This is a genomic window from Aeromonas sp. AE23HZ002T15 (assembly GCF_054165525.2).
This window is the reverse complement of sequence record NZ_CM201342.1, coordinates 1,491,107-1,512,541: the sequence shown is the minus strand read 5'-3', so window position 1 is coordinate 1,512,541 and position 21,435 is coordinate 1,491,107. Positions and strand designations below refer to the sequence as shown.

The following is a 21,435-nucleotide window of genomic DNA, read 5'->3' as shown; positions in this document are numbered from 1 at the left end:
CGTGTCTTTGGCGAGAAAGACGCACAGATTCAGCCGGGATAAAAACAGTGTGGCTCAGGGGCCAGTTCAAGAGGGGGCCTGGGCCCCCATCCCACGTAAAAATGGGGTCTGTGGTCGCCTGTTTTGTGCAGGCATCCAGGTGAGATTTAGGAAAAATCCGGCGGATAGTAGCAAAAAGCACCATTTATATCCATGTTCATCAGATTAATGGTGGTTTTTGTGTGTTATTTCAACATTTAAAGCTGCTGCCGAATGTCTCATTTTGACCAGGAATAGTGACGTCGCGGCTGTCATTTGGGCGGCCAGTCTTTATAATTCGCCGGCTTCCCGTCCGTGGGACAACACGGACAGCGGGACAGATCGATTCAGGATTTGCCGGTTTTCGGCCAACGAGAGGAGAGGGTGTGAAGAAGTCTATCTACATTGCCTACACAGGCGGCACCATAGGGATGCAGCGTTCCGATCACGGTTATGTGCCGATGGCGGGCTTTATGGAAGACTGTCTGGCACGGATGCCCGAGTTTCATCGACCCGAGATGCCGTCCTACCACATTCACGAATACGATCCCCTCATCGACTCCTCCGACATGACCCCGGCGGACTGGCAGCGCATCGCCGAGGACATTCGCGACAACTACGAGAAGTACGACGGCTTCGTGATCCTGCACGGCACCGACACCATGTCGTTCACCGCCTCGGCGCTCTCCTTCATTCTCGAAGACCTGCACAAGCCGGTGATCATCACGGGCTCCCAGATCCCGTTGGCCGAGCTGAGATCCGACGGCCAGCAGAATCTGCTGAACGCCCTCTACATAGCTGCAAGCTACCCGATCCACGAGGTGACGCTGTTCTTCAACAACCAGCTCTATCGCGGCAATCGCAGCAAGAAGGTGCACGCCGACGGCTTCCACGCCTTCGACTCGCCGAACTACCCGCCGCTGCTGAACGCCGGCATCGCCATCTCCCTGGAGGCGGGTGAGTTGGGGAAGCCCTCTGCGAGCCCATTGGTGCTGCATGACATCACCCCCCAGCCCATCGGCGTGGTGACCCTCTACCCCGGCATCTCGGCGGAGGTGATCGCGAACATCTTGCAGCAGCCGGTACGGGCGCTGATCCTGCTCTCCTTCGGGGTGGGCAATGCGCCGCAGAATCCGGCCATGCTGGCGCTGCTCTCCGAGGCCTCGGCTCGCGGCGTCATCATAGTCAACCTGAGCCAGTGTCTGCACGGCAAGGTCAACATGGGGGGCTATGCCACCGGCAACGCGCTGTCGCGCGCCGGGGTCATCTCGGGCTTCGACATGACCGCCGAGGCGGCCCTGACCAAGCTGCACTTCCTGCTGAGCCAGGATCTGCCGGCCCCGCGCATTCGCGAGCTGATGCAACAATCCCTGCGCGGTGAGCTAACGCCCTGAGAAACTGTCCACGATCTTACTGCGAAGCCGTGATCAAGGCTCATGTGCTGCTCGCTTGTTTGTGACCAAGAGGGCTCATGTATGCGTATACACTCCTGTTCCTGCACAGCTCTTCACCTTGCTGACGCCTTCTCGCGACAGGTCGTGAACAGCTTCTGACCTCCCCACCATGAGGGAGATAGGAAATAGAGAGGGGAGCCGTGATGGCTCCCCTCTTTGCTATGGCTTACCTGGTGGCAAGGCTCAGTGGCTGATCTCGATCCGGACTATCTCTTCCTCGTCCCGATACTGACGCTTGAGCTCGCTCTTGCTCTTCATCACGATCTCGCCATCCGCACCTATGTTCATGTGCTCGGGGTTTTCAAGGTGCATCGCCTGCCAGGCCATCACGGCCTGCAGCGAGGTGGCCTTCTGCTCCTCGGTGAGGGGCTGGCCGTCCGGCCACTTGCCGAGTTCGACCGCGGTCTTGAGCCGCTCGTACACTTCCTTGGGCATCTGCCCTATGACTTGCTGAAATGACATCCGGCCTCTCCTTGAAAACGTTGAGCCATGGGGGGATCAGGCGGGCAGATCCTGACGGACTACGCCAGCCATCTGCTCCATCACCCGCACTACCTGACAACTGTACCCGAACTCGTTGTCATACCACACGTACAGCACGCAGTGATCTTCCTCTGCTATGGTGGCCTGGGAGTCCACGATCCCGGCGAAGCGGGAACCCACCATGTCGGAGGAGACCAGCTCTGTGCTGGCGCTGAAGTCTATCTGGCGATGCAGGGCCGAGCTCAGGGCCATCTGCTGTAGATAGGCGTTGAGGCTGTCCCGGTCGGTGGCCAGCTCCAGAGACAGATTGATGATGGCCAGGGACACGTTGGGGGTCGGCACCCGGATGGCGTTGCCGGTGAGCTTGCCCTTGAGCTCCGGCAGTGCCTTGGCCACCGCCTTGGCGGCCCCTGTGCTGGTCATCACCATGTTGAGGGCCGCACTGCGACCGCGCCGCTCCCCCTTGTGATAGTTGTCGATCAGGTTCTGATCGTTGGTGTAGGAGTGTACCGTCTCCACGTGGCCGTGGCGGATGCCGTACTTGTCCTGCATCACCTTGAGCACAGGGGTGATGGCGTTGGTGGTGCAGGAGGCGGCGGAGATGATGCGATCATCCGGTGTGATGACGTCATGGTTGACCCCGAACACCACGTTCTTCATCTCCCCCTTGCCGGGGGCGGTCAGCAGCACCCGGGCGGCGCCGCGCGCCTTGAGGTGTTCGGACAGGCCCGCCTCGTCGCGCCAGACGCCGGTGTTGTCGACGATCAGCGCGTTATGGATGCCATAGGCTGTGTAGTCGATGTCCGCCGGGCTGTTTGCATAGATCACCTGGATGAAGGTGCCGTTGGCTATGATGGCGCTGCGCTCCAGGTCCACCTCGATGGAGCCGTTGAAGGGGCCGTGCACCGAGTCGCGGCGCAGCAGGCTGGCACGCTTCTCCAGATCGCCCTCCCGCCCGCCTCGCACCACGATGGCGCGCAGGCGCAGGGAGTTGGCGGCGCCGGTGCGCTCGATGAGCAAGCGGGCCAGCAGGCGGCCGATACGGCCGAAGCCGTACAGCACCACGTCGGTGGGGGCGGGCACGGCGCCCTGGCTCAGGGCCGGTGCCAGCTTGGCTCTCAGGTAATCCTCGATGCCGGACTCGTCCTCATGATCCTGCCAGTAGCCGACGGTCAGTTTGCCGAGATCCACTTCGGCGGCGACCGGGTTCAGGGCAACGATGGCTTGAAGCAAGGGGAAGCTTTGCTGGATGGGCAGCACATTGCCCTGGTGGCGGCGAACGACCCGATGGGCTTTGAGGATATCGATGGTGGAGGCGTTTTGCAGGGGGCGTCCAAAGATGGTGATCTCGATCCCTTGCTGACGGTAGAGGCGACCGATCAAGGGTTGCATGGCTTCGGCGAGCTCCTGGCTCTCCTGCCACGCCTGCAAGTAGTGCTCGTGGGTCATTAACCAGATCCTTTATTTCACGTTGTTGAAGCAAATTGCCGGGGCAAAATGAAATTCGTCGAATGCAGATCAGTGTAGGGCTGATGGTTTCGTTATATTATTCTGCAGTCGCGGCCTTATATGGCGCGCGCATTGTAATGGATATGTAGCTTGTTTGCTAGTTGGTGGTATCCGACGCGAGCTCTGATTGTTACCGACTTGATGGGAACCATGACCCTTTCTCCACTGCGCCCCTCCCTGCTGGCCCTCTCCTGCGTCCTGACGCTGACGGCCTGTGAAGACGACAGGATCCACAACATCTGCGGCAATCATCCCGGTCTCTGCGCGGATCTGGTGGACGACGGCTGGTGTCGCCAGGAGCGCAGCGAGGTGATCCGGGCTCGCTACTACCTGCAGGGAGAGCCAACCGACAGGCGCAAGTACGAACTGATGCGCGGTCTCGAACGCTATCTGCAGTGCGCCGAACACTCCACCAACATCGAATACAAACGGGCAAGGGAGCAGAAGAGCCCCAGGGTGGAGGGCATGCTGGCCGCCGGCGACCAGCTGACGTTGCTCGATGAGCAGACCCGCGCCTCTCAGGATCCCCATCTGCTGCTCTGGCACTGGACCAACAACCGCAACCCGGCGGCCCGGGCCGGCTTCCTGGCCCTGGAGGGGAGCCAGGCGCTGGAGGAGCCCGAGCTGCAACTGGCCCTCGGGGGCGTCTATGCCAAGCGCGAACCGCGCAAGGCCATCGCCCTGATGCACCATGCCCTCTCCCTCTATGGGGAGGGGGAGGCGATCAACAGCCGCATCCTCACCTCCCTCAGCACCCTCTACATGGGCCAGAAGGAGTTTGGCCTGGCCTACCAGTGGGGCAAGGTGAGCGAGTCGTTCCAGGAGGCCAGCGAGGTCTCCGCCAGCCGCCTCGCCATATACCACAACATCAGCAAGGGGGAGCAGGACGCCTGGGACAGGGTCGCTGCCACCATAGTCCAGCAGCTCAGGCAGGGGGACTACAGGCCATGACGAATCCACAGCTCCCTGCATCTCCCTGGGCCGATCCCTTCGACATCCGCCTGCTGCACGGTCAGGCCCGAAGTGACGGGCGGGTGATCGAACGCACCACGGTGCGGGCCGTGGTGCTGCGGGGGGACGAGTTGCTGCTGGTGCACTCCCGGGTCAACGGGGATCTCATGTTCCCGGGAGGCGGCGTCGAGGCGGGGGAGTGCCATCAGAAGGCGCTGGCCCGGGAGCTGAGGGAGGAGTGCGGCGCCGAGCTTTTGGCTGTGGGGGCCCTGCTCGGGCAGACCCGGGAGTACCGCCCAGCCCGTGAGGCGCAGTTCGACGCCTACTGCATCCATTCCTACTATTATCTCTGCCAGCTGGGGGACGCCTGGAGCGAGCCTCGTCCCCAGCCCTACGAGGTGCGCCTCGGTTTTACCCCGGGCTGGTTCGCCCTGGATGAGGCGCTGCAGCGCAACAAGACCCAGCTGGCCGGTCCCTGTCCCCAGTGGACGGTGCGCGAGACCCGGGTGCTGGCCCAGTTGCAGCAGTGGTTCGACGCCGGCCTGCTGGGTTGATGGTGACTCCTCTGCCATAAAAAAACCGCCATTGGGCGGTTTTTTTGTTTCGAGTGACGAACTGGCGCCGGGGTTGGCCGGATGGCGCTAGAGGGTGCAGACCGGGCAGAAGGCATAGGTGCCCTGGGGGTCGTTGAAGCGAACCAGGGGATCCAGCCCCTTGTTCACCTCGACCAGCGCCTTGCCAAAGCCCGCGGGCAGCCAGCTCTGCACCTCGCTCTGTACATAGGGGGCCAGCACCCGGGCGCTGCTGTCGAACAGCTCCCGCAGGAACTTGTCCCGTGCGGACTCTTCCTGCTCGATGGGAGTCACCTGCCAGCTCTTGAGGTTGGCGAGATCGGCGGCGGCCTTGAGGGCGTCGTCCAGATTGCCGAACTCGTCCACCAGCCCCAGATCCTTGGCATCCTGGCCGGTCCAGACCCGGCCCTCGGCAGCCTTCTCCGCCTCTTCCGGGCTCAGGCCACGGCCCTTGCCCACCAGACCGACGAAGCGTTGATAGGTGTCTTCCACCCCGAGCTGGATGGCCTGGCCGACGTGTTCCGGCAGGGCCCGGGTCAGGCCGACACCGACGAAGTCCGTGGTGCCGACGCCATCCGTATGCACTCCGTATTGGGAGAGCGCCTTGTCGATGGTGGCGAACATGCCGAACACCCCGATGGAACCGGTGAGGGTAGTGGGGGAGGCGAAGATCTTGTCCGCATCGGCGGAGATCCAGTAGCCACCGGAGGCGGCGTAGCTGCCCATGGAGATGACCACGGGTTTGCCTGCCTGCTTCAGGGCCAGCAGCTCGGCGCGGATCTGCTCGGCGGCGAAGGCGCTGCCACCCGGGCTGTCGACCCGCAGCACCACGGCCTTCACCTGGTCGTCGCGGCGGGCATCGGCCAGCAGATCGGAGAGGCTGTCGCCCCCTATGGTGCCAGCGGGCTGAACCCCGTCCATGATGGCGCCGCTGGCGATGATGAGGCCTACCTCATCCTTGCCACTCTGGGGGTACTGTTCCGGGATGGCGGCCAGATACTCTTTCAGACCCACCCCTTTCCAGCCGTGATCCTCGGCCTCACCCACCTCCTTGATGACCGCCTGGGTCATCTCGTCACGGGTGGCGAGCTGATCCACCAGGCCGTTCTCGAGGGCGTAGTTGGCGGCATTGCCGCCGGATGCACGCAGCAGGCTCAGGAATTGATCCTTGCCGGGGGCGACGGCCTCGGGCTCGATCTCCCGCTCGGCGGCCACGTCATTCACATAGGAGAGCCACAGCTGATCCAGCCAGCGCTGGTTCGCCTCCTTGCTCTCGGGGGACATCTCGTCCCGGGTATAGGGCTCGACGAAGGACTTGTAGGTACCGACCTTGAACACATGGGGAGTGACGTTGAGTTTCTCCAGCGCCGACTTGAAGTAGGTCTGGTAGACGCCGAGGCCCTCGATCAGCACGGCGCCGCTCTGGTTGAGCAGAACGTGATCGGCGTGGGCGGCCAGCAGATAGGGGCCCTGGTTGTAGTAATCCGCCATGGCGATGACCGGCTTGCCACTCTCCTTGAACCCGTCGATGGCGGCGGTCACCTCCTGCAGCTTGGAGAGGTTGGCCCCCTGCAGCCCCTGGGGCTTGATCACCAGCGCCTTGATGCGATCGTCATCCTTGGCGCTCTTGATGGCCCAGAGCAGGTCCGACAGCACTATCTCGCTCGGCTGATCGTCGCTGCTGTCCACCTGGCGCAGCAACTGCACCGTGGGATCGGTCTGGGTGCGCTGTTCCACCAGCACGCCGGAGAGGTTGAGGGTGAGCGCCCCTTCGATGGGGGTGGCGGGGGTCTCTTTCTGGCTAAAGGTGAAGACGATGGCCAGCACTATGATGAGAAACAGCAGATTCACCAGCATCAGCCGGGTGAAATTGAGCAGACGCCAGAGGCTGCGAAACAGCCATCCCAGACCCTTGAAAATAGACATAGTCCCGTTATCGCCCTGTTAATCGATGAAGAGAGGCCATTATTAACCACTTGACCCGCCAATTGCCATTTCCGCTTGGGGGACTATTCCCGCCACTCTCTTCACAACACGCCTGTTCGCCGAAAAAATGTCCAAACATTTGTTTGAAAAAGGGTATTCGATTCTTTACTCTAGCCTCAATTTGATAACAAAAAATTAACTGGAGGCTTTGTGAGCCGCTACCCGACCCTGCTGACCCCCCTTGACCTTGGGTTTACCCAGCTTCGCAACAGAGTGCTGATGGGCTCCATGCACACCGGCCTGGAGGAGGAGAAGGGGGGCTTTGACAAGCTGGCCGCCTTCTATGCCGAGCGGGCCCGTGGCGGTGTCGGCCTCATCGTCACCGGCGGCATAGCGCCGAACCTGAGGGGACGGCTGGTGCCGCACGGTTCGCAGCTGAGCTTCCCCTGGCAGGTCGCCAAGCACAAGAAGGTGACCAGTGCCGTGCATCAGGAGGGGGGCAAGATAGCGCTGCAGATCCTCCACGCCGGCCGTTACGCCTACCATCCGTTCAGCCTGGCGCCGAGCGCCCTCAAGGCCCCCATCTCTCCGTTCAAGCCCAGAGCCATGAGCGAGCGCCAGATCCGCGGCACCATTCGCGACTTCGGCGCCACCGCGGCCCTGGCCAAGGCCGCGGGTTACGACGGGGTCGAGGTGATGGGCTCGGAAGGCTACCTCATCAACCAGTTCATCTGCGAGCGCACCAACCAGCGCCGCGACGGCTGGGGCGGCAGTGCGGACAACCGCATGCGCTTCCCGCTGGAAATCGTGCGGGCCATCCGCGAGCGGGTCGGCACCGACTTCATCATCATCTTCCGCCTCTCCATGCTGGATCTGGTGGAGAAGGGCTCCTCCCTCGAGGAGATCATCGCCCTCGGCAAGGCGCTGGAGCAGGCGGGAGTGACCCTGATCAACACCGGCATCGGCTGGCACGAGGCGCGCATTCCCACCATAGCCACCAGCGTGCCGCGCGGCGCCTTCAGCTGGGTCACCGCCGAGCTGAAAAAGCACCTCAAGGTGCCCCTCATCACCACCAACCGCATCAACACTCCCGAGGTGGCCGAGCGTATATTGGCGGCGGGGGAGGCAGACATGGTCTCCATGGCGCGCCCCTTCCTGGCGGATCCCGAGTTCGTCATCAAGGCGGCGGAGGACAGGGCGGACGAGATCAACACCTGCATCGCCTGCAACCAGGCCTGCCTGGATCACGTGTTCAAGCAGAAGCGCGCCTCCTGCCTGGTCAACCCGCGGGCCTGCTTCGAGACCGAGCTCACCTTCGGTCGGGTGCCCCAGCCCAAGAAGCTCGCCGTGGTGGGGGCTGGGCCCGCCGGGCTCGCGTTCGCCTGCTACGCCGCCGAGCGCGGCCATCAGGTGAGCCTGTTCGATCAGGCGCAGACCATAGGCGGCCAGTTCAACTTCGCCAAGCAGATCCCGGGCAAGGAGGAGTTCCACGAGACCCTGCGCTACTTCGCCAGGCGGCTGGAGAAGTGCGGCGTCGAGCTCTATCTTGGTCAGCGCCAGAGCGCCGAGAGCCTGCTGGGCGGCGGGTTTGACGAGGTGATCCTCGCCACCGGCATCCGCCCGCGTACCCCCAATATCCCGGGCATCGAGCATGCCAAGGTGCTGAGCTACCTGGACGTGCTGCGGGATCACAAGCCGGTCGGCCAGAAGGTGGCGGTGATCGGCGCCGGCGGCATCGGTTTCGACGTGGCGGAATATCTGGTGGAAAAACGGGTGGAGCAACAGACGGCAGGGGACGCGGATCGCCATCGTGACCACTGGCTCAAGGAGTGGGGCATCGACAAGGGGCTCGGCGAGCGCGGTGGCCTGATGAAGCCCGAGATCGACGCCCCCGAGCGCCAGATCTGGCTGCTCCAGCGCAAGGAGAGCAAGGTGGGGGATGGTCTGGGCAAGACCACAGGCTGGATCCACAGAACCGTGCTGAAGAACCGCAAGGTGCAGATGCTGAGCGGTGTGCAGTACCAGCGCATCGATGATGAGGGGCTGCACATCGAGGTGGACGGGCAGCAGCAGTGCCTGCCGGTGGATCAGGTGATCATCTGTGCAGGGCAGGAGCCCCTGCGGGAGCTGCAGGCGGGCCTGCAGGCGGCGGGCAAGCCGGTGCACATCATAGGCGGGGCCGACGTGGCCGCCGAGCTGGATGCCAAGCGGGCCATCCGCCAGGGGGCAGAACTGGCTGCTGTCATTTGACTCGATATGCAATGGATGTAGTGATAAACCCCTGCGAGTCAGGGGTTTATACTGCCTGTTCCCGAGCGGTCGGGCGCCTTTTCGCTGTCTGCCCGCTGTGCTAGGGTAGCGCCATCAGATCAGGTTTTACGCTGAACTTATCGCAGAACCTTTTGCAGAACTATTCGCAGAACAACGGAGTTGCCCATGGATGCCCTCAATCTGTTACTGAATCGTCACTCCTGCGGTCGTTTGACCGAACCCGCTCCGAGCGGTGAGGTGCTCGACAACATTCTCAAGGCGGGGCTGCGGGCACCGGATCACGGCACCCTGACCCCCTGGCAGTTCATCCTGTTCGAGGGGGAGGGGCGGGAGCGGCTGGGCGCCTTGCTGGCGGAGGCGGCCCGCGCCCGTGGCGAAGATGAAGAGAGCATCGAGAAGAGCCGCGCCGCGCCGCTGCGCGCGCCCTTGCTGGTGGCGGTGGCGACCCGCTACCAGCAGCATCCCAAGGTGCCCAGGCTGGAGCAGGAGCTCTCCGCCGGCTGCGCCTTGATGGCGATGCAGATGGCGGCCCAGGCCCAGGGGTTCAACGGCATCTGGCGCTCCGGCTGGTTCATCTTCGATGAGCAGATCAACGCCGGCCTGGGGCTGGCCGGGGGGGATCAGCTGGTGGGCTTCCTCTATCTGGGCACCCCCATGTTGGAGGCGCGCAAGTTGCGAGAGCTGCCCATTGCCGACTTCGTGCGCCGCTTCTGACGGCGGGTTTCAGACAAAAAGCCCTGATATATCAGGGCTTTTTTCTTTGGTGACATTTTCATCAGGCTGTACTGATAAATGCCGGTTTGCCAAGGGGGTGAGAGGGGTTGGTCGCAAATTTTTTAAATAGTGAGAGGCTGTTCTCAATCCTGGTCGATTACGCTACGTAAAACGTTTGCGCCCCGTTATTATCCCTTTGCCAGTTTAGAAGGTGACCCCTTCTAATATTCTGCGATGAGAGTCGCAATTCCGTAGCACCTTTTTACAGCCCAACGTCTTGATGACATTGGGCTTCATTTTTATTTGGGGGCTACACACCTCTCGCCCCGCCTGCTTCCCTGCCATCTGTCGCTTCGACAGTCATCGCGATCCCCTGCTCAGGAGGCGGGTCGTTCCTGCTTCTCTGGCAAGATCCTGGCCGGATTGCCCACCACCCGGGCGCCCGCCGGCACGTCCTTGGTCACGACCGAGCCCGCGCCGACGATGGCTTCCCGCCCTATGGTGATGCCGGGCAAGAGGATGGCACCGCCCCCTATCCAGACCCTGTCCTCGATCGTGACCGGCAGCGCCGTCTCCACCCCGTCGATGCGCGCATCGGCGTCCAGGGCGTGGGCGGCGGTGTAGATCTGCACGCTCGGCCCTATCATGACGTTGGCCCCGATGCGCACCGGGGCATTATCCAATATGGTGGCCCCCATGTTGATGTAGGAGCCTCTGCCCAGGCTGATATGGCGGCCATAGGTGCAGTAGAAGGGGGGGCAGATGAAGGCGTTATCCGCCAGCTCGCCGATGAGCTGCCGCAGCAGGATCTGCTGTTCCTCCTCCTCCTCGGCCCGGTTGAAACGGCGATAGAGGCGGGCCGTCTCCCGGCGCATCAGATCCAGCTCGGGGGCCATGCAGTCATAGGGTTGGCTGGCGATCATCTTCTGGTAGTCACTCATGGGGGTTCCTTTCTCAGGTCGAGGCTTTGCATCTTAGTGCCCTGGGGGCCAGCTGACTGTGATCATGGGCAAGGTGCCGGTACCACCAGATTGGTCGGCCTGCCCTCGGCAAAGGCGATCAGGTTTTCAAAGGCGGTACGCAAGTAAAGCTCGTAGCTGTTTTGTTCCACATAGCCCAGGTGTGGAGTTGCCACCACGTTGGGCAGACGTAGCAGGGGCTCGTTTTCCGGTGTCGCTGGCTCATTGTCAAATACGTCGAGAGCCGCCCGCCTGGTCGGATGGATACAGAGGGTGGCATGAAGGGCTCCGGGTTCGATGAGTTCGGCGCGGCTGACATTGACCAGCAGGGAGTCTGCTTTCATGCGCGCGAGATCGGTGCGGGTCACGCAGCCGCGGGTCGTTTCGTTCAGGCGCAGGTGTAAGGAGAGGACATCGGCCCGGCGGAAGAAGGCCTCCTTGTTGTCTTCACTCGCATATCCGTCCTGCTCGGCCTGCTGCCGGGATGCCTCGCTACCCCATATCAGCACCAACATGCCAAAGGCCTTGCCATAGCGGGCGACCAGCTTGCCTATCTTGCCATAGCCCCAGATCCCCAGCGTCAGCCCATGGAGGGTGCGGCCCAGGCCCAGTGTGCCAGATTGTTGCCATTGCCCCTGACTCAGGGTCTGGCAGTAAGCCGGGAGGTGGCGGGAAGCCGCCATGATGAGGGCCCAGCAGAGCTCCGCCGGGGCCACCGGGCTGCCGGTGCCTTCGGCGATGGCCACACCATGGCGTTGGCACAAAGCAGGGTCGATATGCTGGCTGATCTTGCCGGTCTGGCTGATGAGCCTGAGGGAGGGAAGACTCATCAACAACTGTTCGTCGATGCGAGTGCGCTCGCGGATCAACACCAAGGCTTCCACCCCGGCCAGCTTGGCGGCAAGGTGCGCGCTATCGGGTTCGCCTTGAGTGAGGATCCTGACGTCGTGTCCCGCCAGCAGGGAAAAGCAGGGGAGATGACGCACCTGATCCTGATAGTCATCCAGAATAGCAATCCGCATAAGCACTCCGTGTCCAAGGGATTTGACGAGAGGCTTATCCTACCGGAAATAGGGTGAGGTGTGTGGTCAAATGAGCACACATTGAAAAGCGTGTGGATGGACGGCTGCGTGTGGCGGGAGCAGGGATGGTTACATCCGGCGGGCTTAAAACAGACGGGGCTCCCGTGTGGGAGCCCCGTTGGCATATTGGCAAGCGCCGTTTAGCCGTGCTTGCGGCCGGAGAGGCGGCACCACTCTTCTTTCACCGCGGTTGGATCCATGTCGAACCACTGGCCGTAGATGGTCTCGAGCTCAGGGGCCTGGCTCTCCAGCACGCCGGACAGGGCCATCAGGCTGCCGGGCTTGCCGTGACCTGCGATGAGCGGCGCGAGTTCGCGCAGGGGGCCGGCCAGTATGTTGGCCACCACCACGTCAGCCTCCACCCCTTGCGGCTGATCCGCCGGCAGGTAGAGCTCAATCTGGCCGGCGACGCCATTGCGCTCGGCGTTGTCATGGCTGGCCTGGATGGCCTGGGGATCGATGTCGATGCCGATGACCCGGGCTGCGCCGAGTTTCAGGGCGGCGATGCCGAGGATGCCGGAGCCGCAACCAAAATCGACTACGGTTTTACCGGCCAGATCCAGCCCGTCCAGCCACTGCAGGCAGAGCGCCGTGGTGGGGTGGGTACCGGTACCGAACGCCAGGCCCGGATCCAGCATGACGTTGACCGCATCCGGATTCGGCACATCGCGCCAGCTCGGGCAGATCCAGAGCCGCTCGCCGAACTGCATGGGGTGGAAGTGATCCATCCATTCCCGCACCCAGTCCTTGTCTTCCAGCTGCTCGACCTTGTAGCCGACGTCTTCGCCGAAGATCTGCTGGAAGAAGGCGATGGTGGGCGCCGGATCGGTTTCGGCGTCAAACAGACCCATTACCTCGGTCTCGCCCCAGAGCGGGGTCTCCCCCGGCAGCGGCTCGTAAACGGGCACATCCTGGGCATCCATAAAGGTCACCGCCTGGGCTCCACGCCCCAGCAGCATGTTGCTCACCTTGTCCGCGGTCTTGGCGGTGGCGTTGATTCGAATTTGTATCCAGGGCATGGGGTCGACTCTTCATAAATGTGAAACCGCGGGATTCTATCATCATGGGCCTGTGCTGTCGTGGTTTGCCCATGGTACAGGCCGGAGGAAGGTGACTCTGCTGAGTTGGCACGGTTCATGTATTCCTCCTTGGGTGACGGGAAGCAACTTGTTCCCGCTGAATGCTTTGCTCTATGAAAGTTCCGTCATCTTTTTCAGCCACCTTAGGGTGGCTTTTTTTTAACTGGCTGAAAATGGCGGGGAAAAGTCGGGATCTAGGGGGAGAATGGCGACTTGGCACGCAACCTGCAAAGGTTAGTGTGTCCTGCATAAGGATATGTGTGTGATTGTTACCCCCAACGTTCAGGTTTTTAGGGCCATCCCAACGGGATGGCCTCTTTTTTATCTGTTCTTCACGGCCAGAGGGTCTAAGGCTTGTCTGGCCGCCTTTGGCCCTGTGCACTCTTGGGGCTTGGCACTGGTGAATTCACCCCATGATGGTGCAGTGTTTACCCATAAGGGATTAGAAGCCGCTCATGTAGATGACCAGCTTGCCCACCATGCGCCCCGCTTCCACCTCGGCGTGGGCGCTCGCCAGGCTGGCGGCGGTCAGGGTGGGTACCGTCTTGGTCAACGTGGTCTTGAGCACCCCTTCGTCCACCAGGGCCGCGACCCGGCCCAGCAGCTGGTGCTGGCCGATCATGTCCGGGGTCTGGAACAGGGAGCGGGTGAACATGAACTCCTGGCTGAAGGTGACGCTCTTGGGTTTGAGCAGACCGAGATCCCAGGGCTCGCTCGACTCGGCTATGGTGCAGATGTGACCGAAGGGGCGGATGAGGCTCACCATGGCGGCCCAGTGCTGCTCGGTGGCATTGGTGCAGAAGATGGCATCGAGCTGACTGATGCCGAGGGCCGCGAGTTCGGCCTGCAGGTTGTGGTGGCTCACCACCTGATGGGCCCCCATCTCGAGGCACCACGCCCGGGTCTCTGGCCGTGAGGCGGTAGCGATCACCTCCATGTTGGTGAGCTGGCGGGCGAGCTGGATGGCGATGGAACCCACGCCGCCGGCACCGCCGATGATCAGCAGCCGACCCTGGCTCTCAGGATTCAGACCGATGCGCTCGAACAGGGCCTCCCAGGCGGTGATGGCGGTGAGTGGCAGGGCGGCGGCCTCCACATCGCTCAGGCTGGTCGGAGCCAGGGCGGCGATGCGCTCGTCCACCAGTTGCTGGGCGCTGTTGCTGCCCGGGCGGCTGATGTCGCCGGCGTACCAGACGCGGTCACCGCGCTTGAACAGGGTCACCTCGCTGCCGACGGCGAGCACCTCCCCTACCGCATCCCAGCCGAGCACCCGCGGCGTCGTTTCCACCTTGGCTTTTGGGGAGCGCACCTTGGTGTCCACCGGGTTGATGGAGGTGGCGTTAACCCGTACCAGCAGATCCCGCGGGCCCGGGGTCGGGGTGGGCAGAGTGGCCTCGATGAAGCAGTGGGGGTGATCGCTTGGCAGGTAGTGGGTGAGGGCGATGGCTTTCATGGTAATTCCTTTCAAATCGGTATGAGTGGGATTGCCAAGCAGTCTAGCCCGGTAGATTATCCTCATTAAGACGGGTAATTAAGAAAGACTGTTTGAATAGATGAACAATGTCGAGTTGGAGTTGATGGGGCTGTTCGCCACAGTGGTGGAGCAGGGCAGCTTCACCCGGGCGGCCGAGGTACTCGGCATGCCCAAGTCATCGGTGAGCCAGAAGATCTCGCGCCTCGAATCCCAGCTCGGGGTGCGGCTGCTGCAGCGTACCACCCGCAGGTTGAGCCTGACCCCGCAAGGGGAGCTCTATGTCGAGCATTGCCAGGGGCTGCGGACCCTGGCGCGTAGCGCCAATCTGGCGATGGCCAGGCTGCGCAGCGCCCCCGCCGGCCGGGTGCGGATCACGGCCCCCGAGGCGACCGGCACCCTGCTGCTTGGCAAGATCCTGGCGGAGTTTCGCGCCCTCTATCCTGAGGTGGTGCTGGAGCTGACCTTGAGTGACGAGCAGCTGGATCTGGTGGGGGAGGGTTACGATCTGGCGCTGCGGGCTGCGCCCCTCAAGGATTCCAGCCTCATCTGCCGACGCATCGGCCAGGTGCCGCGCCATCTGGTGGCGGCTCCCGCCTATCTGGCTGCGCACGGGGCGCCGCAGCAGCTCTCTGAGCTGGGGTTGCATGCCTGCCTGGTACACACGGCGCTGCCGATATGGCCACTGCAGGAGGGGGGCTGGCGGGCGCAGGGTGCCTGCATTAGCAACAGCCTGCTGGCGCTGCGGGAGCTGGCCGTCCATGGCGGCGGTATCGCCCTGTTGCCGGATCACGTCTGCCGCGCCGATCTGGCGGCGGGGGCGCTGCAAAAGGTGCTGCCGGACTTGCCCGTCCCGCCCAATCCCTTCTATCTCATCTATCCGAGCCGGGAACATCTGGCCCCGGCCTTGCGCAGCCTGATGGACTTTGTCGCGGATCGGCTGCCCTTCGCCTGAGCCCGTCAGCGACTCTGGCTGAGGGTGGCCTTGCTGGGCTCTATGCCCAGAGGAACCGACTGCCGCTCCGCCAGCATGCGGATCTGCCCCTCCACCAAGCCGGCGTTGGGGCCCAGCACCAGCACCAGCTGATGGTCGTTCAACACTATCCAGGATAGGCTGCCCAGCGCCGTGAGCCGGCCCTGATCCACCAACCCCATGTTGCGTACTCTAAGGCTCAGACGGGTCAGACAGACGCTCATGGCCTGCAGGTTGTCCATCCCGCCCAGCACCTTGAGGTACTGGATCGCCAGCATCTGGGGATCGGTGGGCGCGACCGTGGCGAGCTGGGGCAACTCCTCGGCGAGAGGCTTGCTCGGCAGGCTGAGGGGGGCATGTTCCAGCAGCTGGGAGAACAGCAGGGCATAGGCGACGAAGAACAGGATACCGAGGGGGATGAGCCAGAAGCTGTGTTCACCGGTGGAGTAGCTCAGCACCAGATCCAGCAGGCCGGCGGAGAAGTAACTGCCCACCTTGATGCCAAGCCCGCTGCAGATGGCGAGCGACAGCCCGGTCAGCAGGGCGTGGGCCAGAAACAGCCAGGGGGCGGTGAAGGCGAACAGGAACTCGATGGGCTCTGTGATCCCCACCAGGGCCGAGGTGAGGGCCAGGGTCAACAGCAGGCCCCCTTGGGGCAGTCGCTGCATCCGCTTGCGATGGAGCCAGATGGCAAAACAGGCTCCCGGCAGGCCGAACATGATGACGGGGTAGAGCCCCGCCACATAGCCTTCGTGCAGGGGCTGGGCGCTGGCCAGTGCCTGCAGGTTGCTCTCACCCAATCCCACCAGGCTGCCCAGCACCTGATGCAGGCCGAGGGGAACCAGCAATCGGTTCAGCACGCCGTAACAGAAGGCGCCGAAGGGGGTGGTGAGCAGATGGGAGGCGAGCAGGCTGATGCCCTCTTCCAGCAAGGGCCAGAGCAGGGCGAGGGGGATGACCAGCAGCAGGCAGACCAGGGCCGAGAGCAGCATGCCTGGCAAGTCCTCCTGCAGGGGGAGCAGCCAGGCCGGCAGGCGCAGCCCCCGTGCCCAGGAGCAGACCAGCGCCGTGGTTAGCCCAGCCAGCAGGCCGCAGATCATGTCCGCATGCAGACCTGGCGCCAGGGTCGTCAGCGCCGAGCTCAGCAGCAGGAAGTTGACCGCCCCGGCCAGAGCTTGCGCCCCTTGCCCCTGTCGGCTCAGGCCGAAGGCGATGGCCACCGCATAGATAAGCGGCATCTGGCCAAACAGGGCCTGGCCGGCGAGGGAGAGTACCGCCAGATCCAGTACATCCGGCTGGCCAAGCCGATAGAGCAGGGCGGCCAGTGGCAGGATGGAGACCGGCAACAGCAGGGCATAGCCGAGCCGTTGCAGGGCCTGGGTCAGGGTTTGTCTGGCTGTCGGTGCAGGCATGGGTGCAGGCTATTTTGTGACATGGCGCACAGTTTACCTGCATGGCACCCATTTGGGGATAGGCAGAGGGTCCCTTTATTGTGCGTTTTGTTATTCCTGATCAAATAATCGACGAACGCTCTGATCCGGGGCCGGGGTCAGCAGGCTGACCAGGATGAAGGCGATGAGGCCGAGGCTCAGGCTGGGGACTATGGCGTGCAGGCCCGCCAGGTTGATGCCCCACTGACTCAGGATCCCGTAGCAGAGGATGCCGGTCACCATGCTGGCGAGGGCGCCTGGGCCATTGGCCCGGGACCAGTAGAGGCCGAGCACCAGGGGCCAGAGGAAGACCGCCTGCAGGCCGCCGAAGGCGAGCAGGTTGAGCCAGATGATCATCTCCGGGGGCTGCAGCGCCGCCAGCAACACCAGGGTGCCGAGGATCAGGGTGCAGAGCAGGGAGAGGCGTGGCACCCGCACCTCCAGCTTCTCCTGCCGTTCATTTTTAGGGCTGAGATAGTTGAGGTAGAGGTCCTTCACCAGGGTCGCCGAGGCCTGAATGAGCTGGGAGTCGATGGTGGACATGATGGCCGCCATGGGGGCCGCGAGGAAGACCCCCGCCAGCCAGGGGGGCAGCACCTCCATCATCAGGGACGGCATGATCTTGTCCGGGCTGTCCATGCCGGGCAGGATGGCGCGGCCCAGCGCCCCCGCCAGGTGCATGCCGAACATCAGCAGGGCGCTGACCACGGTGCCGATCAGTATGCCGCGGTGCAGCGCCTTGCTGTCCCGGTAGCCGAAGCAGCGCAGGGCCGAGTGGGGCAACCCCACCACCCCGATACAGACCAGTACCCAGAAGCTCAGCATGAAGGGCTGGGTCAGCATGTCGCCGGCTCCCTGCGGGCTCACCAGCTTGGGATCTATCTCCTTGAGCTGATGGATGAGGTTCGGCAGGCCGTCGCCGGCCACCAGGATCCCCGCCAGCAGGGCGCCGGTGCCGATCAGCATGATGATCCCCTGCAGGGCATCCGTCATCACCACGGCCCTGAACCCGCCTATGACGGTATAAAGCAGCACGCAGCTCGCGAACAGCAGCAGACCCTGCTGATAACTGAGGCCGGTGGCGGTCTCCAGCAGGCGGGCCCCGCCGATGAACTGCACCACCATGGTGGCGATGAAGGCGAGGATGATGGTGACGGAACCCAGCACCACCACCCACTTGTTGCGATAACGGGCCCACAGCATGTCGTTGATGGTCACCGCATTGACCCGGCGGGCTATGATGGCGAACTTCTTGCCGAGTACCCCCAGGGTGAGCCAGACGGTGGGCAGCTGGATCATCGCCAGCAGCACCCAGCCGAGGCCAATCTTGTAGGCGGCGCCGGGCCCGCCGATAAAGGACGATGCAGAGGTGTAAGTGGCCACCAGCGTCATGGCCAGCACCAGGCCGCCCATGCTGCGATTGCCGATGAAGTACTCCTGCACGAAGTCGCCGCCGGCGCGGTGGCGACTGGCCCAGTAGCCGACCCCCAGCACCAGCACCAGGTAGACGATGAGGGGCATCATCAACTCAAGATTCATGGCGGCGAGGCTCCTTGTTATCAGCATTGGAGTTATCGGAATCGGATTCGTGGCGTGTCTGATTCACGGCTGGGCCCAGGGTACCGGTGGCCTGCAGGGGCTCGGCGAGGGTTTCCTCCGTATCCAAAGGGATGTCGATGAAGAGGCGATCTACCATCAGCGCGCAGAGGCCGATAAACAGCAGTGGCATCAGGATGCAGCTGAGCAGGAACCAGAGTGGCATGTCCCAGAGTTCGATCTCTTCCGGGATGAAATAAGCCGAGCCGTACCAGGCGGCGAAATAGAGCAGGGTGAGCAGCAGACAGAGGGCTGCCTCACGACGGGCGAGTGCGAAACGGTTCACCTTGGCCTCCGACGAGTGAGCGGGGCGCAAGAATAACAAAAAAGGGCCATGTCGCCATGGCCCTTTTTCAAATGCGGATCTGGGTTGACCCAGGGATCCCCTGAGAGGGTGTCCTTACAGACCCAACTTCTTGTGCAGGTAGTGGATGTTGGTCCCACCGTGCTGGAAGTTCTCGTCCTTCATGATCTCTTTTTGCAGGGCGATGTTGGTCTTGATCCCTTCCACCACCAGCTCGTCGAGGGCGTGACGCATGCGGGCGATGGCGACGTCGCGGTTCTCGCCGTAGCAGATCAGCTTGCCGATCATGGAGTCGTAGTAGGGGGGCACCTTGTAACCCGCATAGATATGGGACTCCCAGCGCACACCCAGACCACCCGGCGCGTGGAAGCGCTGGATGAGGCCCGGAGACGGCATGAAGGTCGCGGGATCCTCGGCGTTGATCCGGCACTCGATGGCGTGGCCACGGATGCGGATGTCCTGCTGGGTGATCGACAGGGGCTGGCCGGCGGCGATGCGCAGCTGCTCCTTGATGAGATCCACGCCGGTGACCATCTCGGTGACCGGGTGCTCGACCTGGATCCGGGTGTTCATCTCGATGAAGTAGAACTCGCCGTTCTCGTACAGGAACTCGAAGGTGCCCGCACCGCGGTAGCCGATCTCGAGACAGGCGCGTACGCAGCGCTCACCGATGAACTTGCGCATCTCTTCGGTGATGCCGGGGGCCGGCGCTTCTTCAACGACCTTCTGGTGACGGCGCTGCATGGAGCAGTCCCGCTCGCCCAGATAGAGGGCGGTACCCTGACCATCTGCCAACACCTGGATCTCGATGTGGCGCGGGTTCTCCAGGTACTTCTCCATGTAGACCATATCGTTCTTGAAGAACTGGCCCGCTTCGGATTTGGTCAGGGCGATGGCTGAGGCCAGCTCGGCCTCGTTGCGCACCACGCGCATGCCACGACCACCACCGCCACCGGCGGCCTTGATGATCACGGGGTAACCGATCCGCTTGGCGATGGTGGCGTTGCGCTTGGCATCGTTGTCCACCGGGCCGTCGGAGCCGGGTACGCAGGGCACGCCCGCCTTCTTCATCGCCTCGATGGCGGAGACCTTGTCACCCATCAGGCGAATGGTCTCGGCGCGCGGGCCGATGAAGATGAAGCCGGATTTCTCGACCACTTCGGCGAAGTCGGCATTCTCGGAGAGGAAGCCGTAGCCCGGGTGGATGGCGACGGCACCGGTCACCTCTGCGGCGGCGATGATAGCCGGCACGTTGAGGTAGGATTCACCGCTGGCAGGCTTGCCGATACAGATGGTTTCGTCGGCCAGCAGCACATGCTTGAGCTCCCGGTCGGCGGTGGAGTGAACGGCCACTGTCTTGATCCCGAGCTCTTTGCAGGCGCGCAGGATCCGCAGGGCAATTTCACCTCGGTTGGCGATGACTACTTTGTCCAACATGGGTGGCGTTTTCCCTTATTCGATGATGAACAGCGGCTCGTCAAATTCGACGGCCTGACCATTTTCAACCAGGATCGCTTTGATCACACCGGCCTTGTCAGACTCGATTTGGTTCATCATTTTCATGGCTTCGACGATGCACAGGGTATCGCCGACATTGACGTGCTGACCGACTTCCACGAACGGCTTGGCCTCCGGGCTGGAGGAGCGGTAGAAGGAGCCCACCATGGGGGAGCGCATCAGATGACCGCTCGGGGCGGCATCGGCGGCAGGGGCCGCGCTCGGTGCAGCGGCGGCAACCGGGGCGGCCACTTGCTGAGCCGGAGCCGGCTGCATCATCATCTGCGGGGCAACGCTAACCTGGCCGGAGAAATTGCGGCTGATGCGAACGGACTCTTCCCCCTCGGAGATCTCCAGCTCGGCGATGCCGGACTCTTCAACCAGTTCAATCAGCTTCTTGATTTTGCGGATATCCATTAGCATTCTCTTTCTTCTTTATCTGATCAGTGATTATCAAGCCGCGCGCAACTGGTGCACGGCCGCGGTTAAAGCGAATTGGTAGCCATCGGCACCCAGCCCACAGATCACTCCCTTGGCCACATCGGACAGATAGGAGTGATGTCGGAAAGCCTCCCTGGCATGGACGTTTGACAGGTGAACCTCGATGAAGGGGATGGCCACACCCAGCAGCGCATCGCGCAGGGCGACGCTGGTGTGGGTGAAGGCGGCCGGGTTGATGATGATATAGTCCACCTGGCCCATGGCCTGATGGATGCGGCCGACCAACTCATGTTCGGCGTTGGATTGCAGGTGTTCCAGAGTGACACCGAGTTCGCCGGCGCTGTGCTGCAGATCGGCGACGATCTCATCGAGCGTCTTGCTGCCGTAGATTCCCGGCTCCCGCTTGCCCAACAGATTCAGGTTGGGGCCATTGAGCAGGAGGATTCGGTGATGTTGCGACATATTGTGTACATCCTCGATGATAATGCTGCCATCTGTCGGCTATCTGTGGACTACCAGAAATCTAGCCATTTTCTGCGCAATTCGATGTGCCCTAGCACACAGATTTCGCAATTATATTGATTTCGTGAAAAATCGCAGCATTTTACTGGTCTAATCTCTACATCTGTTTATTTATTGTGCTTTTTGGCCCAGAGGACGAAAGCCGGACCACAGAGACGACAAAGCCGGCGCAAGGCCGGCTTT

Annotated in this window: 18 protein-coding genes and 1 pseudogene; 6 read left to right on the top strand and 13 right to left on the bottom strand. The window is 62.6% G+C overall.

Annotated elements, in window-relative coordinates:
- The first annotated feature begins 404 nt into the window (after positions 1-404).
- A complete protein-coding gene (gene ansA, locus ACT5M9_RS06885) occupies positions 405-1,412 on the top strand; it encodes an asparaginase (protein ID WP_457980793.1) in 1,008 nt (335 codons plus the stop codon).
- A 243-nt stretch (positions 1,413-1,655) separates the two neighbouring features.
- Here ansA and ACT5M9_RS06880 read toward each other — a convergent pair whose 3' ends face one another.
- A complete protein-coding gene (locus ACT5M9_RS06880) occupies positions 1,656-1,934 on the bottom strand; it encodes a YeaC family protein (protein WP_100861169.1) in 279 nt (92 codons plus the stop codon).
- 36 nt (positions 1,935-1,970) lie between these two features.
- Entirely contained in the window at positions 1,971-3,404 is a 1,434-nt protein-coding gene (locus ACT5M9_RS06875) for a glyceraldehyde-3-phosphate dehydrogenase (protein WP_457980796.1), read from the bottom strand.
- A 210-nt stretch (positions 3,405-3,614) separates the two neighbouring features.
- On the opposite strand from ACT5M9_RS06875, the gene ACT5M9_RS06870 reads away from it, so the two are divergent.
- The gene (locus tag ACT5M9_RS06870; RefSeq protein ID WP_457980797.1) at positions 3,615-4,415 is read left to right on the top strand and encodes a DUF2989 domain-containing protein; all 801 of its coding nucleotides are present in this window, start codon (positions 3,615-3,617) and stop codon (positions 4,413-4,415) included.
- Complete coding sequence (locus ACT5M9_RS06865; RefSeq protein ID WP_457980799.1) at positions 4,412-4,969, top strand: NUDIX domain-containing protein; 558 nt, start codon at positions 4,412-4,414, stop codon at positions 4,967-4,969. The genes ACT5M9_RS06870 and ACT5M9_RS06865 overlap by 4 nt, the downstream gene beginning before the upstream one ends.
- 87 nt (positions 4,970-5,056) lie before the next feature.
- Here ACT5M9_RS06865 and sppA read toward each other — a convergent pair whose 3' ends face one another.
- A complete protein-coding gene (sppA, locus tag ACT5M9_RS06860; protein ID WP_457980801.1) occupies positions 5,057-6,913 on the bottom strand; it encodes a signal peptide peptidase SppA in 1,857 nt (618 codons plus the stop codon).
- Positions 6,914-7,123: 210 nt separating this feature from the next.
- On the opposite strand from sppA, the gene ACT5M9_RS06855 reads away from it, so the two are divergent.
- Positions 7,124-9,163 (top strand): oxidoreductase, encoded by a 2,040-nt coding sequence (locus tag ACT5M9_RS06855; protein ID WP_457980802.1) that lies wholly within the window; start codon positions 7,124-7,126, stop codon positions 9,161-9,163.
- A gap of 186 nt (positions 9,164-9,349) precedes the next feature.
- Positions 9,350-9,898: an NAD(P)H nitroreductase gene (locus tag ACT5M9_RS06850; protein WP_457980804.1), complete on the top strand. Its 549-nt coding sequence runs from the start codon at positions 9,350-9,352 to the stop codon at positions 9,896-9,898.
- Between the two features lie 377 nt (positions 9,899-10,275).
- On the opposite strand, the gene ACT5M9_RS06845 is transcribed toward ACT5M9_RS06850, so the two are convergent.
- The 4 genes from ACT5M9_RS06845 to ACT5M9_RS06830 all read right to left on the bottom strand — a co-directional run bounded on the left by ACT5M9_RS06845 (position 10,276) and on the right by ACT5M9_RS06830 (position 14,471).
- Positions 10,276-10,839, bottom strand: coding sequence for a sugar O-acetyltransferase (locus ACT5M9_RS06845; protein WP_457980805.1), 564 nt, complete (start codon positions 10,837-10,839; stop codon positions 10,276-10,278).
- Between the two features lie 62 nt (positions 10,840-10,901).
- On the bottom strand, positions 10,902-11,879 hold the full coding sequence (locus ACT5M9_RS06840; protein ID WP_457980806.1) for a D-2-hydroxyacid dehydrogenase family protein: 978 nt from the start codon (positions 11,877-11,879) through the stop codon (positions 10,902-10,904).
- A 200-nt stretch (positions 11,880-12,079) separates the two neighbouring features.
- The gene (prmA, locus tag ACT5M9_RS06835) at positions 12,080-12,958 is read right to left on the bottom strand and encodes a 50S ribosomal protein L11 methyltransferase (RefSeq protein ID WP_033132409.1); all 879 of its coding nucleotides are present in this window, start codon (positions 12,956-12,958) and stop codon (positions 12,080-12,082) included.
- Between the two features lie 502 nt (positions 12,959-13,460).
- Positions 13,461-14,471, bottom strand: coding sequence for a zinc-binding alcohol dehydrogenase family protein (locus ACT5M9_RS06830; RefSeq protein WP_457980808.1), 1,011 nt, complete (start codon positions 14,469-14,471; stop codon positions 13,461-13,463).
- 100 nt (positions 14,472-14,571) lie between these two features.
- Here ACT5M9_RS06830 and ACT5M9_RS06825 point away from each other — a divergent pair, with 100 nt between their 5' ends.
- Positions 14,572-15,444 carry a LysR family transcriptional regulator gene (locus ACT5M9_RS06825; protein WP_457980809.1) on the top strand — a complete coding sequence of 291 codons (873 nt, stop codon included), beginning with the start codon at positions 14,572-14,574 and terminating at the stop codon, positions 15,442-15,444.
- A gap of 5 nt (positions 15,445-15,449) precedes the next feature.
- On the opposite strand, the gene ACT5M9_RS06820 is transcribed toward ACT5M9_RS06825, so the two are convergent.
- The 6 genes and pseudogenes from ACT5M9_RS06820 to aroQ form a co-directional block, all read right to left on the bottom strand.
- A complete protein-coding gene (locus tag ACT5M9_RS06820) occupies positions 15,450-16,874 on the bottom strand; it encodes a PTS transporter subunit EIIC (protein WP_457980811.1) in 1,425 nt (474 codons plus the stop codon).
- 90 nt (positions 16,875-16,964) lie between these two features.
- Positions 16,965-18,431: a sodium/pantothenate symporter gene (panF, locus tag ACT5M9_RS06815; RefSeq protein ID WP_457980812.1), complete on the bottom strand. Its 1,467-nt coding sequence runs from the start codon at positions 18,429-18,431 to the stop codon at positions 16,965-16,967.
- Positions 18,432-18,546: 115 nt separating this feature from the next.
- Positions 18,547-18,774 (bottom strand): annotated as a pseudogene (locus ACT5M9_RS06810) (DUF997 family protein); the annotation flags it as partial.
- 114 nt (positions 18,775-18,888) lie between these two features.
- A complete protein-coding gene (gene accC, locus ACT5M9_RS06805) occupies positions 18,889-20,229 on the bottom strand; it encodes an acetyl-CoA carboxylase biotin carboxylase subunit (protein WP_438551904.1) in 1,341 nt (446 codons plus the stop codon).
- A 15-nt stretch (positions 20,230-20,244) separates the two neighbouring features.
- A complete protein-coding gene (gene accB, locus ACT5M9_RS06800; RefSeq protein ID WP_438551905.1) occupies positions 20,245-20,706 on the bottom strand; it encodes an acetyl-CoA carboxylase biotin carboxyl carrier protein in 462 nt (153 codons plus the stop codon).
- Positions 20,707-20,742: 36 nt separating this feature from the next.
- Complete coding sequence (gene aroQ, locus ACT5M9_RS06795; protein WP_438551906.1) at positions 20,743-21,192, bottom strand: type II 3-dehydroquinate dehydratase; 450 nt, start codon at positions 21,190-21,192, stop codon at positions 20,743-20,745.
- Positions 21,193-21,435: the final 243 nt, after the last annotated feature.

Bases quoted from the DNA above. Each gene is read 5' to 3' on its own strand.
- ACT5M9_RS06865 (WP_457980799.1), top strand. From the start codon at position 4,412: ATGACGAATCCACAGCTCCCTGCATCTCCCTGGGCCGATCCCTTCGAC.
- accC (WP_438551904.1), bottom strand. From the start codon at position 20,229: ATGTTGGACAAAGTAGTCATCGCCAACCGAGGTGAAATTGCCCTGCGG.
- ACT5M9_RS06825 (WP_457980809.1), top strand. From the start codon at position 14,572: ATGAACAATGTCGAGTTGGAGTTGATGGGGCTGTTCGCCACAGTGGTG.
- aroQ (WP_438551906.1), bottom strand. From the start codon at position 21,192: ATGTCGCAACATCACCGAATCCTCCTGCTCAATGGCCCCAACCTGAAT.
- ACT5M9_RS06840 (WP_457980806.1), bottom strand. From the start codon at position 11,879: ATGCGGATTGCTATTCTGGATGACTATCAGGATCAGGTGCGTCATCTC.
- ACT5M9_RS06820 (WP_457980811.1), bottom strand. From the start codon at position 16,874: ATGCCTGCACCGACAGCCAGACAAACCCTGACCCAGGCCCTGCAACGG.
- ACT5M9_RS06875 (WP_457980796.1), bottom strand. From the start codon at position 3,404: ATGACCCACGAGCACTACTTGCAGGCGTGGCAGGAGAGCCAGGAGCTC.
- ACT5M9_RS06870 (WP_457980797.1), top strand. From the start codon at position 3,615: ATGACCCTTTCTCCACTGCGCCCCTCCCTGCTGGCCCTCTCCTGCGTC.
- prmA (WP_033132409.1), bottom strand. From the start codon at position 12,958: ATGCCCTGGATACAAATTCGAATCAACGCCACCGCCAAGACCGCGGAC.
- sppA (WP_457980801.1), bottom strand. From the start codon at position 6,913: ATGTCTATTTTCAAGGGTCTGGGATGGCTGTTTCGCAGCCTCTGGCGT.
- ACT5M9_RS06845 (WP_457980805.1), bottom strand. From the start codon at position 10,839: ATGAGTGACTACCAGAAGATGATCGCCAGCCAACCCTATGACTGCATG.
- ACT5M9_RS06880 (WP_100861169.1), bottom strand. From the start codon at position 1,934: ATGTCATTTCAGCAAGTCATAGGGCAGATGCCCAAGGAAGTGTACGAG.
- ACT5M9_RS06850 (WP_457980804.1), top strand. From the start codon at position 9,350: ATGGATGCCCTCAATCTGTTACTGAATCGTCACTCCTGCGGTCGTTTG.
- ACT5M9_RS06830 (WP_457980808.1), bottom strand. From the start codon at position 14,471: ATGAAAGCCATCGCCCTCACCCACTACCTGCCAAGCGATCACCCCCAC.
- panF (WP_457980812.1), bottom strand. From the start codon at position 18,431: ATGAATCTTGAGTTGATGATGCCCCTCATCGTCTACCTGGTGCTGGTG.
- accB (WP_438551905.1), bottom strand. From the start codon at position 20,706: ATGGATATCCGCAAAATCAAGAAGCTGATTGAACTGGTTGAAGAGTCC.